12 protein-coding genes and 1 tRNA gene are annotated in these 16,448 nt (G+C 30.5%); 7 read left to right on the top strand and 6 right to left on the bottom strand.

Annotated elements, in window-relative coordinates:
• Positions 1–18: 18 nt before the first annotated feature.
• Together frr and ACYU7A_RS05210 are read left to right on the top strand one after the other, a co-directional pair.
• Positions 19–579 (top strand): ribosome recycling factor, encoded by a 561-nt coding sequence (gene frr, locus ACYU7A_RS05215; protein ID WP_396143774.1) that lies wholly within the window; start codon positions 19–21, stop codon positions 577–579.
• A 103-nt stretch (positions 580–682) separates the two neighbouring features.
• Positions 683–3,163, top strand: a complete 2,481-nt coding sequence (locus tag ACYU7A_RS05210) for a DUF5686 family protein (RefSeq protein ID WP_460574669.1) — start codon at positions 683–685, stop codon at positions 3,161–3,163.
• A 42-nt stretch (positions 3,164–3,205) separates the two neighbouring features.
• Here ACYU7A_RS05210 and ACYU7A_RS05205 read toward each other — a convergent pair whose 3' ends face one another.
• Together ACYU7A_RS05205 and ACYU7A_RS05200 are read right to left on the bottom strand one after the other, a co-directional pair.
• The gene (locus tag ACYU7A_RS05205; RefSeq protein ID WP_460574667.1) at positions 3,206–3,919 is read right to left on the bottom strand and encodes a hypothetical protein; all 714 of its coding nucleotides are present in this window, start codon (positions 3,917–3,919) and stop codon (positions 3,206–3,208) included.
• A gap of 57 nt (positions 3,920–3,976) precedes the next feature.
• Positions 3,977–6,244, bottom strand: a complete 2,268-nt coding sequence (locus ACYU7A_RS05200; RefSeq protein WP_460574665.1) for a cation:proton antiporter — start codon at positions 6,242–6,244, stop codon at positions 3,977–3,979.
• Positions 6,245–6,429: 185 nt separating this feature from the next.
• On the opposite strand from ACYU7A_RS05200, the gene ACYU7A_RS05195 reads away from it, so the two are divergent.
• The 5 genes from ACYU7A_RS05195 to ACYU7A_RS05175 all read left to right on the top strand — a co-directional run bounded on the left by ACYU7A_RS05195 (position 6,430) and on the right by ACYU7A_RS05175 (position 13,276).
• Entirely contained in the window at positions 6,430–8,850 is a 2,421-nt protein-coding gene (locus ACYU7A_RS05195) for an efflux RND transporter permease subunit (RefSeq protein ID WP_460574663.1), read from the top strand.
• A gap of 52 nt (positions 8,851–8,902) precedes the next feature.
• Positions 8,903–10,336 (top strand): asparagine--tRNA ligase, encoded by a 1,434-nt coding sequence (gene asnS / locus ACYU7A_RS05190; RefSeq protein ID WP_298304945.1) that lies wholly within the window; start codon positions 8,903–8,905, stop codon positions 10,334–10,336.
• An 89-nt stretch (positions 10,337–10,425) separates the two neighbouring features.
• A complete protein-coding gene (locus tag ACYU7A_RS05185) occupies positions 10,426–10,815 on the top strand; it encodes a GxxExxY protein (protein WP_460574660.1) in 390 nt (129 codons plus the stop codon).
• A gap of 170 nt (positions 10,816–10,985) precedes the next feature.
• Positions 10,986–12,452 (top strand): RNA polymerase factor sigma-54, encoded by a 1,467-nt coding sequence (gene rpoN / locus ACYU7A_RS05180; RefSeq protein ID WP_298304949.1) that lies wholly within the window; start codon positions 10,986–10,988, stop codon positions 12,450–12,452.
• Between the two features lie 218 nt (positions 12,453–12,670).
• Positions 12,671–13,276, top strand: a complete 606-nt coding sequence (locus ACYU7A_RS05175) for a hypothetical protein (RefSeq protein WP_460574658.1) — start codon at positions 12,671–12,673, stop codon at positions 13,274–13,276.
• Here the strand turns inward: ACYU7A_RS05175 and ACYU7A_RS05170 are convergent.
• From ACYU7A_RS05170 to ACYU7A_RS05155, 4 genes are all read right to left on the bottom strand, one after another.
• A complete protein-coding gene (locus ACYU7A_RS05170; protein ID WP_460574656.1) occupies positions 13,271–14,032 on the bottom strand; it encodes a porin family protein in 762 nt (253 codons plus the stop codon). The genes ACYU7A_RS05175 and ACYU7A_RS05170 overlap by 6 nt on opposite strands.
• A 64-nt stretch (positions 14,033–14,096) precedes the next feature.
• A tRNA-Ser gene (locus tag ACYU7A_RS05165) sits at positions 14,097–14,183 on the bottom strand.
• Between the two features lie 49 nt (positions 14,184–14,232).
• A complete protein-coding gene (locus tag ACYU7A_RS05160) occupies positions 14,233–15,258 on the bottom strand; it encodes an asparaginase (protein WP_460574654.1) in 1,026 nt (341 codons plus the stop codon).
• On the bottom strand, positions 15,248–16,384 hold the full coding sequence (locus tag ACYU7A_RS05155) for a 1-acyl-sn-glycerol-3-phosphate acyltransferase (protein WP_460574652.1): 1,137 nt from the start codon (positions 16,382–16,384) through the stop codon (positions 15,248–15,250). Before ACYU7A_RS05155 ends, ACYU7A_RS05160 begins: the two co-directional genes overlap by 11 nt.
• Positions 16,385–16,448 lie beyond the last annotated feature (64 nt).

Genomic DNA, 16,448 nt, shown 5'->3' with positions numbered 1-16,448 from the left:
AATAAAATCTGAAATACAATGGAAGAAATTGACTTTATAATTGATGAAGCTAAAGAAGCAATGAATGGTTCTGTAGCACACTTAGAAAAATCTTTTTTAAATATTAGAGCTGGAAAAGCTTCGCCACAAATGTTGGGTAGCGTTTTTGTTGACTATTATGGTTCACAAACGCCTCTTTCTCAAATTGCAAATGTGAATGTTCCTGATGCAAGAACTATTACTATTCAACCTTACGAAAAAAGCATGTTACAACCTATTGAAAAAGCAATTATGATTGCTAATTTAGGTTTTAACCCAATGAATAATGGTGATTTAATCATCATCAGCGTTCCGCCACTTACTGAAGAGCGTCGTCGTGATTTAGTAAAGCAAGCAAAACACGAAGCTGAAGAAGCAAAAATTGGTATTCGTAACCATAGAAAAGATGCCAATACTGATATCAAAAAACAAGAAAAAGAAGGCGTTTCTGAAGATGTTTGTAAAGTAGCGGAAGAAACTATCCAAAAACTAACCGATAGTTTTATTAAAAAAGTAGAGGAGCATTTAGTTCAAAAAGAAGCTGAAATAATGAAAGTTTAATTTTCGTTAAATGTATATTAAAATCCGTTCGATAGTTCGAGCGGATTTTTTTATTCCTACATTTGTCATAATTCTTTTACACGATTTAAACAAAATCATCTTAATGAGAAAATTTTGGATTTTTCTATTTATTCTGTTTTGCAATTATGCTATTTCGCAAAAAATAATGCAAGGTCAAGTAATTGATTATGACACCACTGTTCCAATTGCTTTTGCAAAAATCACTCACAATAACAAAACTATTTCATCCAATTGGGAAGGTAAATTTACTATTACAATAACCGATGATAAAAAACCCATAGTTGTCACATACAAAGGATATTATGATAAGAATTATCATTTAACTGTTGGCGCCAAATTTCTAATCATAAAAATGGTAAATAATAATACCATGAAAGAGAAAGAAATTTTTTCGGAGAATCAAGTAAATCTTATCATCAAAAAAGTCATTGAAAACAAGAAAAGCAATCAACCAGAAAAAGCTTTAAATACTTTTGAATATAAAAATTACGAACACTTATTGGTAACTGCAAATCCAGATTCTATTTCCAGTAAAATTGATACGCTTTACAAAAAATCTCTTTTTGGAAGAAAGAAAATGCAATTTGATTCTACCAATTATAAATTTAAAAAACTAGTTGAAAACCAACATATTTATCAAACTGAGAAAGTAAATTTATTACAACACAACAATTCTGGCACCAAAGAAACCTTGATAGCTTCAAGAATGGCTGGATTCAAAAAACCGCTTTATGAATATTTAGGATTAAATTTAGTTTCCTATTCATTATACGAAAATAGCTTGGATATTCTTGAAATTCCTATTCGAAATCCAATCTCAAGTTATGGAAGAAAATTGTTTGTTTTCAAAATTATTGATACTGTAAAAATTCAAGATAGAACGGTTTACAGAATTTATTTTCAACCTAAAAAATTAAATTCCAATAAATTAAGAGGATTATTATTTGTTGATGCTGAAAATTTCGCCATTGCAAAAGCATTTTATAGAATTTACGGAATTGTGAATATTAATGCTACTTACACCTTTAATTATCTAAAAGATCATAAAGTTTGGTTTCCTGAGAAAAGAAAATTTATTGTTGTAAAAGGAAACAATAGTGAAGATTTAAAAGTTTTTGGAGGAACCATAAAATTCAATTCAAGCATTGAAGGTTTGCAAAAAGACGCTTCCGACCAAATGTATCTCAAACTAGAATCTACACCATACGATGTAAAAATAAATGAGGCGGTTTCCTTCAAAACACCAAGTATCAAGATTGATGTTCCAGAAGCTAGTATGTCTAAGCCAGACTCATATTGGGAATCTTTAAAAAAAGACACTTTAGACAGAAGAAGATTGCGTACTTATACCAATCTAGATAGTTTATCTGTAGCGGAAAATATTGAACAAAAAATCTTTTTGGGTAAAAAAATAATCAATGGTTATGTTCCGGTAAGTTTTGTAGATATCGACTTAAAAACGTTGATAAAATTTAACAATTATGAAGGTTTTAGATTAGGAATTGGTGGCGTTACAAACAATAAACTTTCAGATAAATACAAAATCAGTGGCTACGTTGCTTACGGATTTAAGGATGACAAATTGAAATACGGAATAACACCTTCCTATTTACTAAACAAAGAAACTAATTCCTGGGTTAGTGCTTCTTATGTAGATGATTTGAGTGAAATTGGTCAAATCCAATTTGCTACACAATCACGTCGCTTTAAGATTTATGATCCACGACCAATAAATATTTCTACATTTTACAATCACAAAACCTATTCAACATTTATTGAAAGTAAATATGTTCCCAAAACTGACATTTATTTTGGTCTTGCTAGAACAGAAATTCAACCACTTTTTGGATATATTTATAATGCAAATGATAAATTGTATTCCAATTTTACTTTTACAACAGCACAGTTTGCGATACAATGGAGTCCTTTTAGTGGTTACATGCAAACCTCATCTGGACGACTTGAAATTGAAAAAAAATTCCCGAAATTCTCTTTTCAATTTACAAAATCATTTGAAAACATTCTCGACAGCAATTTTGACTTTTCAAAAATAGATTTGCGTATTACTCACGAAATTCCATTTCTTTCTGGACAAAATACTTCGTTAATTTTTCAAAGCGGATTTGCTTTTGGAAACGTTCCATTGACACATTTATATAGTATTGCGCCAAATAATTTAAATCGTGAAACGTTGTTTAAACGAATCACCTTTGCCGGAAAAAACAGTTTTGAAACCATGTTTTTCAATGAATTTTTCTCTAGTAAATATGTGAGCTTTCACGTAAAACACACTTTCAATAAAGTGAAATTAGCTTATAAAATAAAACCACTAATTTCTGTTGTAACACGAATGGCTTGGGGTGAAATGGACAAACCAGAACAACACATCGGACTACAATACAAAACTATGGAGCGAGGTTTTTTTGAAAGTGGTGTTGAAGTCAACCAAATTTTCAAAGGATTTGGATTGACCTTTTTTATGAGATATGGACCGAATGCTTTGCCAAAATTTGAAGATAATTTTGCTTTGAAATTGAGTTATGTTTTAGATTTAGGGTTTTAAGTAAATCACATTATGAAAATAAAAATTCATTCGTTTGATTGATTATTTATTATACTCAACATCTTCTATTAATGGTTTATAATTTTTAAATCTGTGAAAATAACCATTTTCATATTTCTCAATTTTTAATAATTTTTCCTTTCCGTTATTGCTAATATACTTTACTTTCAATGTGTCATCATATATTTCTACATTAGCAAATTCTCTTAAACTATCCTTTTCAATTTTAGCAAAAGCCGTTTGAGAACCTGCATAAACCCTGAAAGCATCAATGCAATTTAATTCTTTGTTATAACGTATGTTTGGAAAATTTTCTGAATTTTTGATGAATTTTAATTTTTCTTTTTCAAAAATAAATAATTTTCTAATTGTATTTGCTCCTCTTCCAGCAATTGAAGATTGAAAAGTAAAATCGTTAAATCCATCATTATTAAAATCTTCAATTTTTGGATCACAACTTAAAACGCCATCTTTTAAAAATTCTAACCTTTGAACTTTAATCCAATTTGTTCCTGCCTTTTTGTAAAGATTGATTTCTACATAAACACTATCGGGACTTCTGTATTTTTTTAAATTGATTTTAAATTTTCTTTTTAAACCAATTTCCGTGCTATCGGTAAAATTTTCTTCAAGCTCAATTTTTTGAACTTTTTCTACTTTTGATAGATTAATTAAAGATATTTTGTTCTCTTTTTTTCTTTCACTTTGACAATTAATCAAAGAAAATGACAAGAAAAGCAAAAATATATTTCTCATTTTTTTACTAATTTATTAATCTAAAAAAAACTCAATACTAAAAATTAATTTTTAATTCTATGGCTTAATAATCAAAACAGAAGGAATATTACTCAACCAAACGCTTTCTGAATCAACTAGATTTTTCCAACTTTCTAATGATATCATCATCATGTCTTGTTGCAAAAGAAAACCAGCTTTCATTTGACTTTCATCAATTATTGAGATTTTATCAGCATAAGAATTTTGAAGTGTATTAATTGCGTTTTCAATTACAAAATTATTTTTCACCTGATTATTAATGTCTAAAATGGTGATTTTTGTATCGTTATTATAAATCAACTTTTGCGAATATTCCATAAGAAAAGTATCATCTGAACCAAATATTGGAACAAAAACTTCGTCTACTTTTACTAAGTCTTTATCAATTAAAATTCCAAGTGGTTTTTTAGTTTTTGAAATCACTAAACGTGTTCTATCATCAAAAGGAGAATTTTCAAACAAACCTTCTTTTCCAGTGAATTTGTCTAACAACCTATCCGGATTGATAATTCTGGTTGTAAAACCAAGTACTTTTCCAAGAAACGAACCTTCAAAAATTGATTTCCCTAAACCAACCAAAACCAAATCATATTCACCTCTTACAGCAATATCTGCAATGTCAGTTTCAATATCAATGGTTGATTTGAATATTGTAGTCAACTTTTGATTTAAAACTTCAGATTCTTCCAAAATGGGTTCAAAAGTTTCTTTTTCATATTCCTCAAGATTATAAGAATGAACTTCATCACTCAAAGACAAGTGCAGAGCAGTAACGTTGCAATTCTCTTTCTGTTTTTTTATAAAACTATTGGCCAAACGCAATAATGATTTTCCTTTTTCATTGTTTCCAAAAGATATCAAAATCTTAAAACTACTATTACTAATTTCTTTAGGAATAATAACTTCTCTTCGCTTGAAAAAATAATTAATAATATCAATTGCTGGACCAGTCATGAAAGTTGTTACCAAAGCCATGATGACCATCATTGTAAAAACTTCAGCAGAAAGAACTCCTAAATCATAACCAATATTAAGAACAACCAATTCCATCAATCCTCGAGTATTCATCAAAGCTCCAATGGTCAAACTATCACGCCAATTTTGTCCAACAAATTTTGCTGCTAAAGCACTTCCAACAAACTTTCCTACAACAGCAACAAGAATAATCCATCCTGTAATTTCCCACAAATAAGGATCGTTTATCAAACCAATTTGGGTTCGTAAACCTGTGAACACAAAGAACAACGGAAGAAGTAAAATCAAAGCTACATCTTCAACTTTTTCTATAAAAATCTTTCTAATATTGATAATATCTGGCATAATAGCTCCAGTCATGAAAGCACCAAAAAGCGCATGTATTCCAATAACTTCAGTTAAATATGATGAAATAATTAAGGTCAAAAGAAAAATAGCTACAACAGGTTTGCTCAAATTATCTCTTTTCGCATATAAATCTCCAATTTTTTTGAGGAACGGTTTTACCACAAAAAGCATCATCAAAACATAAACTGTTGCTAAAAGAATGATATAAAGCGAACTCATAAAAGTTCCTGCTTTTACAATTGCAATAACGGCTGCAAGTAAACACCAAGCAGTAATATCATCGGCTGCAGCACAAGTAATTACAATAGTTCCGAGTTTTGTTTTATGGATGCCTCTTTCTTGAACAATTCTTGCTAAAACTGGGAATGCCGTTATACTCATGGCAATTCCCATGAACAAACTAAACGATAAAAACTCAACACCTTGTGGTGCGAATTTGTGATAGATAAAATAGGATAATCCAATTCCGAGTGCGAAAGGAAAAACGATACTTGCATGACTAATTACAACGGCTTCGTTAGCTTTGTTTTTCAAAACCTTCAAATCGAGTTCCATTCCTATGACGAACATGAAAAGAATTAATCCAATTTGGCTTAAAAACTGTAAATTTCCTAAAGATTCAACAGGAAAAAGCATGGCAGAATATTCTGGCATGTACATTCCAACAACTGATGGACCTAGAAAAATTCCGGCAATAATTTCACCAATAACACTTGGTTGTCCAATTTTTCTGAAAATCCATCCAAAGAAACGAGCCACAATTATTATGGTGATAATTTGCAATAACAATATTGCTAAAGGATGTTTTAAGTTGTGTATTAGTGAATTTAGAAATTGGCCAAAAAGGGAATCATTAGATGTTTTAGCTATTACATTTCTTCCTATTTCTAAAGATTTTCCTTTAGTAACAATCCAAAACATAAGTGCAATAAACCCTCCAGTTACACCAATATAAAATATTCCATTCTTAAATTTCCTCATTTTCCTCAAGCAACTTTTTTTACACTACAAATATGAGAAAACTTAATTGTAAAATTGTAAAATGATATAAAATTAATATAAAATTTACCTACAGAAGTTTAAGTCAAATTTCTACACAAAAGTATGATTTAGTTCTTTAATTTCAAGCGCTTTTCACTACCTTTGCACTCGTTTTAAATTTTCAAATGAAAAAGTTATCAGGTATTGGTTTTTGGGAATTAATTGCCCGAATTATCCTTAGAAATAGAATTTTACTCTTGTGCTTAGTTGTATTAATTACAATTCTAATGGCTTTTCAATGGAAAGACTTGAAATTTACTCACACAGAAGCCAACTTAATTCCAGCTGATGACAAGGTAAATCTAGACTATAATAGCTTTCTAAAAAACTTTGGTGAAGAAGGAAATCTTATAGTTATTGCTACAAAAGATAAAAAATTATTTACTCCAGAAATTTATAAAAAATGGAGTGAATTAATGCATCAAATAAAATCTGACAAAGAAATTGAATTGGTAATCACCGTTGATAATCTTCAAAAACTTACCAAAAACGACTCATCACAAACATTTGAACTAAAACCTTTAGTTGATCAATCAAAAACGCTTGACGAAAATTATTTAAAACAAATCAAATCGGAATTGTTCAACAAAATGCCTTTCTATGAAGGTTTGTTGTTTAATAAAAAGTCAGGTGCTATTCGATCTGCAGTTTATTTAGATAAGAAAATTGTAAATACTATTGCTAGAAAAGAATATGTTTTACATAATCTGATTCCGAAATTAAATAAATTTAAAGAGGAAACAGGAATTGAATTGCATACCTCAGGAATGCCTTATATTAGAACATTAAACGCCAAAACCATAGTAGACGAAATTGGAATATTTATTGGAGCAGCTTTACTGATTACTTCCTTAATTTTCTTCTTTTTCTTCCGTTCGTTTAGAGCTACTTTAATTTCTTTGGTTATAGTAATTATCGGTGTAATGTGGTCTTTTGGAATCATTGCACTTATGGGTTATGAAATCACGGTTTTAACTGCTTTAGTTCCAACTTTAGTAATTGTAATTGGAATTCCGAATTGTATTTTCTTCATTAATAAATACCATCAAGAATATCAAAAACACGCCAATAAAGCCAAAGCGCTTCAACGTGTAATTACAAAAACCGGAACGGCAACGTTGATGACTAACTTAACAACTGCGTTTGGTTTTGCAACTTTTATTGCTACAAATAATACTTTATTATCAGAATTTGGAGTAGTAACATCAATAAATATCATTGCTATTTATCTGCTTTGTTTGATAATAATTCCAATTTTCTTTAGTTACATTCCATCGCCAATTCCAAGACATCTTGGACATTTAGAACGAGAATATTTAACTTCTTTCATGAATTGGATTGTTCGAACTGTAAAATTCAATCGTGTTGGAGTTTATGTAACCGCTGTAATTCTTTTAGTCTTTGGAATCATCGGAATTTATGAAATTCGAATTTCGGGAAGTATTATTGAGGACATGCCTAAAAAATCGGCTTTCTTTGACGACATTCGTTTCTTTGAAAAAGAATTTGATGGTGTAATGCCTTTGGAAATTATGATTGACACCAAAAAGAAAAATGGTGCTATGAAGTTGACCAATTTGCGAAGAATGGAAGACTTGGAAGAAACGATAACTGATATTCCTGAACTTTCTAAACCATTGTCAATTGTAAATGTTGCCAAAAGTTTCAACCAAGCTTACTACAACGGAAATCCTGATTTTTACACTTTGCCTTCACCAAACGAAGAGTTTGCGTTGTTGCCTTATATCAAAAATTCTCTTAAAAATTCAAAAGACAATCAGTTGAAAAGTTACATTTCTGATGATGGAAGTGTAGCTAGAATCACCACCTTCATTAAAGACGAAAATGGTGAAAAGATGAAATCAATTGAAACACAATTGAGAAATAAAATCAACAAAATATTTCCATCACCAAAATATGAAGTGATTATCACTGGAAAAGCATTAGTTTTCCAAAAAGGAACTAAATATTTATTAGATAATTTATTATCATCATTATTGTTTGCATTTTTAATTACAGCAGGATTAGTAGCAATAATGTTCCGTTCGTTTAAAATGGTTTTGGTATCTATTATTCCAAATTTATTACCACTTTTAATGACCGCAGGTTTGATGGGATTTTTTGGAATTCCGTTAAAACCATCTACGATATTAGTTTTCGGAATTGCTTTCGGAATGTCAGTTGACGATACGCTGCGATTCTTAGCTCAATATCGATTAGAGCTTTCTAGAAACGATTGGAAGATAAAAAAATCGGTTTTTGCAACCTTTGACGATGCCGGAATAAGTATGTTTTATACATCAATCGTATTATTCTTTGGGTTTTCGGTATTCATGCTATCAAGTTTTGGTGGAACCATTGCTCTTGGTGGATTGGTAGCTTTAACCTTGTTTTTCGGAATGTTATCTAACTTAGTTTTACTGCCATCATTAGTATTAACTTTGAATAAAACATTAGCAAACGAACAAGAACTAAAAGAGCCAACTTTTGATATTTTAGAACATACTGATGAAGAGTTGGACGAATTAGAAAAGAAAAATAATTAATTTATATTTGCATAAGATATCTGATATCTAATATTTAAAATCTAATATTAAAATGAAACATACAAAAGTTAAAGACTTATTAAATAGCTCGAAAGCGAATTATGAAGTAAATGCAAAAGGTTGGGTTAGAACTTTTAGAAACAATCAATTTATAGCGTTGAACGATGGTTCGACAATTAACAATATTCAATGTGTTGTCGATTTTGAAAACACACCTGAAGAAACTTTAAAAAGAATTACAACTGGTGCAGCTGTTTCTGTAATTGGCGAATTAGTAGAAAGCAAAGGTGCAGGACAGAAATATGAAATTCAAGTTTCTAAATTAGAAATTTTGGGTGACTCTGATGCTGAGAAATTCCCAATGCAACCTAAGAAACATTCATTAGAATTTTTACGTGAAAACGCACACTTAAGAGTTAGAACTAATGCTTTTGGAGCAATTATGAGAGTTCGTTCTGTTTTGGCTCATGCAGTTCATACTTATTTTCAAGAAAAAGGATTTGTGTATGTAAACACGCCAATTATTACAGGTTCTGATGCTGAAGGTGCTGGAGAAATGTTTAAAGTTACGGCTTTACCATTTGACAACACACCAAGAACAGAAGACGGAAAAGTAAATTATAAAGAAGATTTTTTCGGAAAAGAAACTAATCTTACGGTTTCTGGTCAATTAGAAGGTGAAACTTTTGCAATGGCATTAGGTCAAATTTATACATTCGGACCAACATTTAGAGCTGAAAACTCTAACACATCTCGTCACTTAGCTGAATTTTGGATGATTGAACCAGAAGTAGCTTTCAATGATTTGAACGACAATATGGATTTGGCTGAAGATTTTATCCAATATGTAATTAAATACACAATGGAGAAATGCCAAGACGATTTGAAGTTTTTAGAAGGTCGTTTGTTGGAAGAAGAAAAATCAAAACCACAAGCTGATAGAAGCGAAATGGCTTTATTAGAAAAACTAAATTTCGTTTTAGAAAACAATTTCAAACGTGTTTCTTATACTGAAGCTATTGATATTTTAAGAGATTCTACTCCAAATAAAAAGAAAAAATTCAACTACATCATCAACGAATGGGGTGCAGATTTACAAAGTGAGCACGAAAGATATTTGGTTGAAAAACACTTTAAATGTCCGGTAATTTTATTTGATTATCCAGCCAATATTAAAGCATTTTACATGCGTTTGAACGAAGATGGAAAAACGGTTCGTGCCATGGATATTTTGTTCCCAGGAATTGGAGAAATCGTTGGTGGTTCGCAAAGAGAAGAACGCTACGATGTTTTAGTTGAAAAAATGAAAGCATTAGGAATTGACGAAGAAGAACTTTGGTGGTATTTAGATACAAGAAGATTTGGTTCGGCAGTGCATTCAGGTTTCGGATTAGGATTTGAAAGATTGGTATTATTTGTAACAGGAATGTCTAATATTAGAGACGTAATTCCTTTTCCAAGAACGCCACAAAACGCAGAATTCTAAGACACGGAAATTTGCCGCGAAGACACTAAGACACAAAGATTTAATTGATTTGTGACTAACTATTTTATAAGCCAATAACATTTTTATATATGCCATCAGAAAGAATTGAAGAAATAGCGAGAGTTATTGTGAACTCAGCATTTAAAGTACACAAAGAACTTGGACCAGGATTGTTAGAAAAAATTTATGAAGCCTGTCTTGCTTATGAAATTGAAAAAGCAGGATTAATTGTAAAAAGACAAGTTGATATTCCAATTATATATGACGGAATACAATTGAATGAAAAATTAAGATTAGATTTGATTGTTGAAAATCTTGTCATTATTGAAACTAAAGCAGTTGAGATTATAAATCCTGTGTGGCAAGCACAAATTATTAGCCACTTAAGATTAACAAATAATGAATTAGGATTTTTAATTAATTTTAATGTTCCATTAATTAAGAATGGAATAAAAAGATTTATAAACACAAAAAAGTAGCCACAAAGGCGCTAAGACTCAAAGAAAAAGTTTAAATTTCAACCTTTTCTATATTATTTTTTTAAATAAAAAAACTTTGTGCCCTAGTGTCTTCGTGGCAAAGAAAAGAAAAAAAACTTAGCGACTTTGTGCCTTCGTGGCAAGAAAAACAAAAAAATTAGTGACTTAAAATGTTAAAGCAAAACTTACAATTCAAATTATCTCAGAAATTATCTCCTCAACAAATTCAGTTGATGAAGTTGATTCAATTGCCTACTTTGGCTTTTGAGCAACGATTATTGGAGGAAATGAATGAGAATCCGGCATTAGAATCGGGTAAAGATGAAGAAGAAGTTTATGAAAAGGATGAACTTGACAACAATGACGAATATGATGATTATGAAGGAAGCGACAATATTGAAGCTGATGACATAAACATCGACGAATATTTGAGCGACGACGAAACACCAGATTACAAACTTCAATCAAATAATTATAGTGACGATGACGATGATCGCGAAAGTCCATTTGCTGCACCGGTAAGTTTTCATCAAGATTTAATTAATCAATTGAATACTTTTATACTTTCAGACGAGCAAAGAGATATTGCCGAATTCCTTGTTGGAAGTATTGACGATGATGGTTATTTACGTCGTGACATTCAAGATATAGTTGACGATATGGCTTTTACTCAAGGTATTTATACTGATGAGAAAATGGTTGAAAAAATGTTGCACATCATTCACGAATTAGAACCTGCTGGAGTTGGTGCACGTGACTTACAAGAATGTTTGCTATTGCAATTGAAACACAAAACTCCAACAGAATATGTTGATTTAGCCATTGATATAATCGGAAATCAATTTGATGCTTTCACCAAAAAACATTACGATAAATTATTACAGAAATACGGAATTTCTCAAGATCATTTGAAAAAAACAATTCATGAAATTGAAAAATTAAACCCAAAACCAGGAGGTTCTTTTACAGGAAATAATAAAGTTACCGAAAACATTGTTCCCGATTTTGCTATCAGAATTAACGATGGTGAATTAGAATTAACTTTAAATGGACGAAATGCTCCATCATTGCACGTTTCAAAAGATTACCAAGAAATGATGCAAACGTATAAAGATTCGAGAGACAAATCGAATTCTCAAAAAGATGCCGTGCAGTTTATTAAGCAAAAATTAGATTCAGCTAAATGGTTTATTGATGCTATAAAACAACGTCAGGAAACACTATTTGTTACCATGAATGCCATTATGCATTTTCAACAAGAATATTTCCTTGATGGTGAAGAAACTTCAATGAAACCGATGATTCTGAAGGACATTGCTGATATGGTTGGTCTTGATATTTCAACTGTTTCTCGTGTTGCAAATAGCAAATATGTTGACACGCCTTATGGTACAAAATTGATAAAAGAATTCTTCTCTGAAGCCATGAAAAATGATCAAGGTGAAGATGTTTCTACTTTAGAAATTAAAAAAATTCTTCAAAATACTATTGAAGAAGAAGATAAAAGCAAACCACTTCCAGACGATCAATTGGCAGAAATTTTAAAGGAAAAAGGTTATCCAATTGCTAGAAGAACTATTGCAAAATATCGTGAGCAATTAGATATTCCTGTGGCTCGAATGAGAAAGAAGATTTAATCTGAACTTGTTTCAGATTCTCAAAATAAGGAGCGAATGGTTTGGGCTTTTCTTGGTTTCCATATTCCTGCTATACATTACAATCCTTTATTTTGTTGCCTTCGAGTAGCCTCAGGCAACAAAATAAAGGATTTTCATTTCTATCAGGGCTAGTTTGGTTTTGTCTTTTGTAAAATTAGAATTTCAAAACGACTATATTTGTATAAAAATAACTCATTTTGAAAAAAATACTTCCTTTTTTTTCGTACCTCTTCCATCCTATTTTCATTCCGATATTGGGAACGGTTTTTTATATACTTTTTGGAGGTAATTATTACATAACAGAACAATATTATTTGCTATTGCTTCAAGTAATTATAATTACATTTTTCCTTCCACTGTCTTTCTTTTATTTACTTAGAACTTTTGGAAAAGTAGACACCATAATGCTCTCTGACTTGTCGCAAAGAAAAATTCCGTTGTTAATGCAAATGATTTTAACTGCAGTTTTAATTCAGAAAAGTGTTACTATAGAACGTTTTCCTGAATTGTATTTTTTCTTTCTTGGAGGAATTGGTAGCACCTTTATTGCCTTCGCATTAATTTTTGTCAAAATCAAAGCAAGTATTCACATGATTGCAATGAGTGCTCTTAGTTTTTTTGTAATTGGATTGAGCATGCATAATGAGTTAAACATCATTTATACCATTGCATCATTGTTTTTAATAACAGGAATTGTTGCTTCATCGAGATTAGCAATGAAAGCTCATACAATAGAAGAATTAATTATAGGATATGCAGCAGGAATGCTTCCGCAGGTGCTTTTGTGGATACTATGGCTATAAAATATAAAATTGTAACCCAAGGTTAAAAGTGGTCATTTTTATATCTTCACCATTAATTTTTGCTGATTTATAGATTGGACTTAATCCGTAATAAGCATAAAAATTCCAAGTATTCCAACCAGCTGCCATATAACAACCATATTGGAATTTATTCAAATCCGTATTAGACTTGTAAACTTTTGTTTGAACGTCATTCACAAATTTGTATCTATCACCAATTAAATAACTCAATTTGAAACCTGTATAAATTCTCCAAAATCTATGAGAATCTGGTGTTGAAGAACGCCATCTAAATTCAATTGGTAAATCTAAATAATGTAGTGAAGTTTTATTCTTGTCATAATAAATATCTGACGACAATATTTCATAAGTATTTTCAGTTTTACCAGCAACTTCTAATCTATTTTGATATAAATTATCGTTATAAATATTTAATGAATAACCTAATCCTGTTGCGATTGCAATGGTTCTATTTTTATTAATCGGCATGTCTCTCAAAAAACCAATACAGAAACCTGAAGAAAATTTGTTTTGATTAATTCCGCTTAAATTTTTCAAACTGTTGTAAGTAAAATTCAAATAAAATTGATCTTCTCTGTATAAAGAATCTAACACCTTTTTTTCCACAACTTCTTCCTGCGCAAAAGCACTAAAAAAGAAAAATAAAGTTATTATGGAAAAATAAAATCGCATAAACTGAGAATTATTTTGATTAGGATATAGAATTTGAAAACTTCCTTTAATTAATTTTAGCAACTAAAATGGGATTCGAACTCCTGCTTTAATTAATTTTTTCTAAAAATTTAAAAAAACATCTTAGCAGAGAGGATGGGATTCGAACCCACGATACAGTTACCCATATACAAACTTTCCAGGCTTGCTCCTTCAACCACTCGGACACCTCTCTAATTGTTGTACAAAGAACAATAAAAATTAGCAATAATCAAAGCGAAAGGTTAATCCATTTCTCCTCGCAATGACGTTTCAAAAATGGTTTTAAAAACATTTGAAGCTACTTTTTGACCTAATAAATACATTAGTTTTGTAATTGCCGCTTCTGTTGTAATATCTTTTCCAGAAATTAATCCGATTTTTTTTAATTGTGTGCTTGTTTCATATTGACCCATACTCACACTTCCACCAGAACATTGCGTTACATTGATGATATACAAACCATTTTTGATGGCTTTTTTCAAAATTTGAATAAACCATTCTTCCGTAGGAGCGTTTCCTGAACCATAGGTTTCTAAAACTATTCCTTTTAAATTTGGTATCGAAACAATAGCTGAAAAAACAGACTCACTTATGCCAGGAAACATTTTTACAACTACAACATTATCATCTAATTCTTTGTGAACGAGAAGTTTTTTTGTGTTTTTTGGTAATAAAGAAGCATTATTTACATTCAAATGAACTCCTGATTCTGCCAATGCAGGATAATTTGGCGAAGTAAACGCATTAAAATGTTCAGCATTAATTTTAGTCGTTCGGTTACCGCGATATAATTTGTACTCAAAATACAAACAAACTTCTTGAACGACCGGCTTTCCTTTTTGTTGTAAAGAAGCAATTTGAATTGCAGTGATTAAATTTTCTTTGGCATCCGTTCTTAAATCTCCTATCGGCAATTGTGAACCTGTAAAAACAATAGGTTTAGAAACATTTTCAAGCATAAAACTCAATGCAGAAGCCGAATAAGACATCGTATCGGAACCATGTAAAACTACAAATCCATCAAATTGAGCATAATTATCTTCAATAACCGAAGCAATTTGAACCCACTTTTCGGGATTCATATTAGAAGAATCTATAGGTTTTTCAAACGAAAAAGTTTCTATTTGACAATCTAATTGTTTCAATTCTGGAATTTTATCCAACAATTGATTAAAATCAAATGCTTTTAAAGCACCTGTTTCAAAGTCTTTCATCATACCAATAGTTCCACCGGTATAAATCAGAAATATTTTTGGTTTAGATTGCATTCTCGTATTTGGATTTATTCACAACAGGATTGGCATACATATTTAAAAAACTTTCTACCATAAAATCATTGGTTACATCAATCTTCATTTCCAATCGTCTTTCAAATAATGACTTTTCGTCTTCTGTATATTTGTCTGAATATTTGTTAGTCTTATTCAATAAATCATAAGCGATATAATTAGTTGGCCACAATTTATAAGATTGCAAAATAGAATCATCAATAACTTGCGCCAATGCCTGAATTTGCTTGTTTGAATTGTCATTTTCAGCTGAAATTAAATCTAATTCAGTATCTAAAACATCACCAACGTGAATATGAATTCGCTTTTTCTGACCAATAATTCCGCTTAATAAATTTACGAAATCTTCGTTTTTATCTTTTACATAAACCTCATCGTTAGCTTCTGCCATAAGTTGAGGCATTTTCAAAGCATCCGTTGGATCATATTCGTACGAAATTGAAACTGGAACAATTTTTAATTTCTTAAAATAATCCATTAAATTGACACCATCAGAACCCATTCCGAGCATTTTTAAAACTCCTGAATGTGTGGCGTCATTGCCATCTTTAGTTCTTCCTTCTCGTTGAGCAATCCAAACGGAACGGTTTTCTCTTAAAAGTAAATGTCCAATATATTCTGACATTAACTTAGAACTTTGCAACAATTCTCTTGGAGACAAACCTCTTTGAACCAAAAAATTACGATTTAATTTTGCCAATGTATTCATGAAATCTCTTTTCACAAGATTATCACCAATAGCAGAAGCCGTCATCACTAATCCATGATCAAACAAACAAACGTTCAACAAAGAAGTGTCTAAAATTATATCACGATGATTAGAAATAAACATATAAGAAGTGTTTTTTTCTAATTTTTCAAATCCAGAAGTAGATAATCCTTCCGATGATTTTTGCAATACTTTTTGAATCGCTTGATAGATAAAATTGCATTGAAAATCTCTGATAGAATGCGTACGTTTCAGTTGCTCTTTCCATACCTCATCATCAACATCAGGAAACGTAAAATTCATTATCGCTTTCATCATCGGATGATTTAACGACGCTTTTATAGCATCATTAACCTCGGTTTCATAAAACGGACGAATGGCGTCAAATTTTTGCATTTTAAATTTCATTTTTAAGAAAAACAAAATAACAAAAAATTTATGACTTTTTGATTATATAATG

Source organism: Flavobacterium koreense, from assembly GCF_054776075.1.
This window is presented reverse-complemented; position numbering and strand designations above follow the sequence as displayed.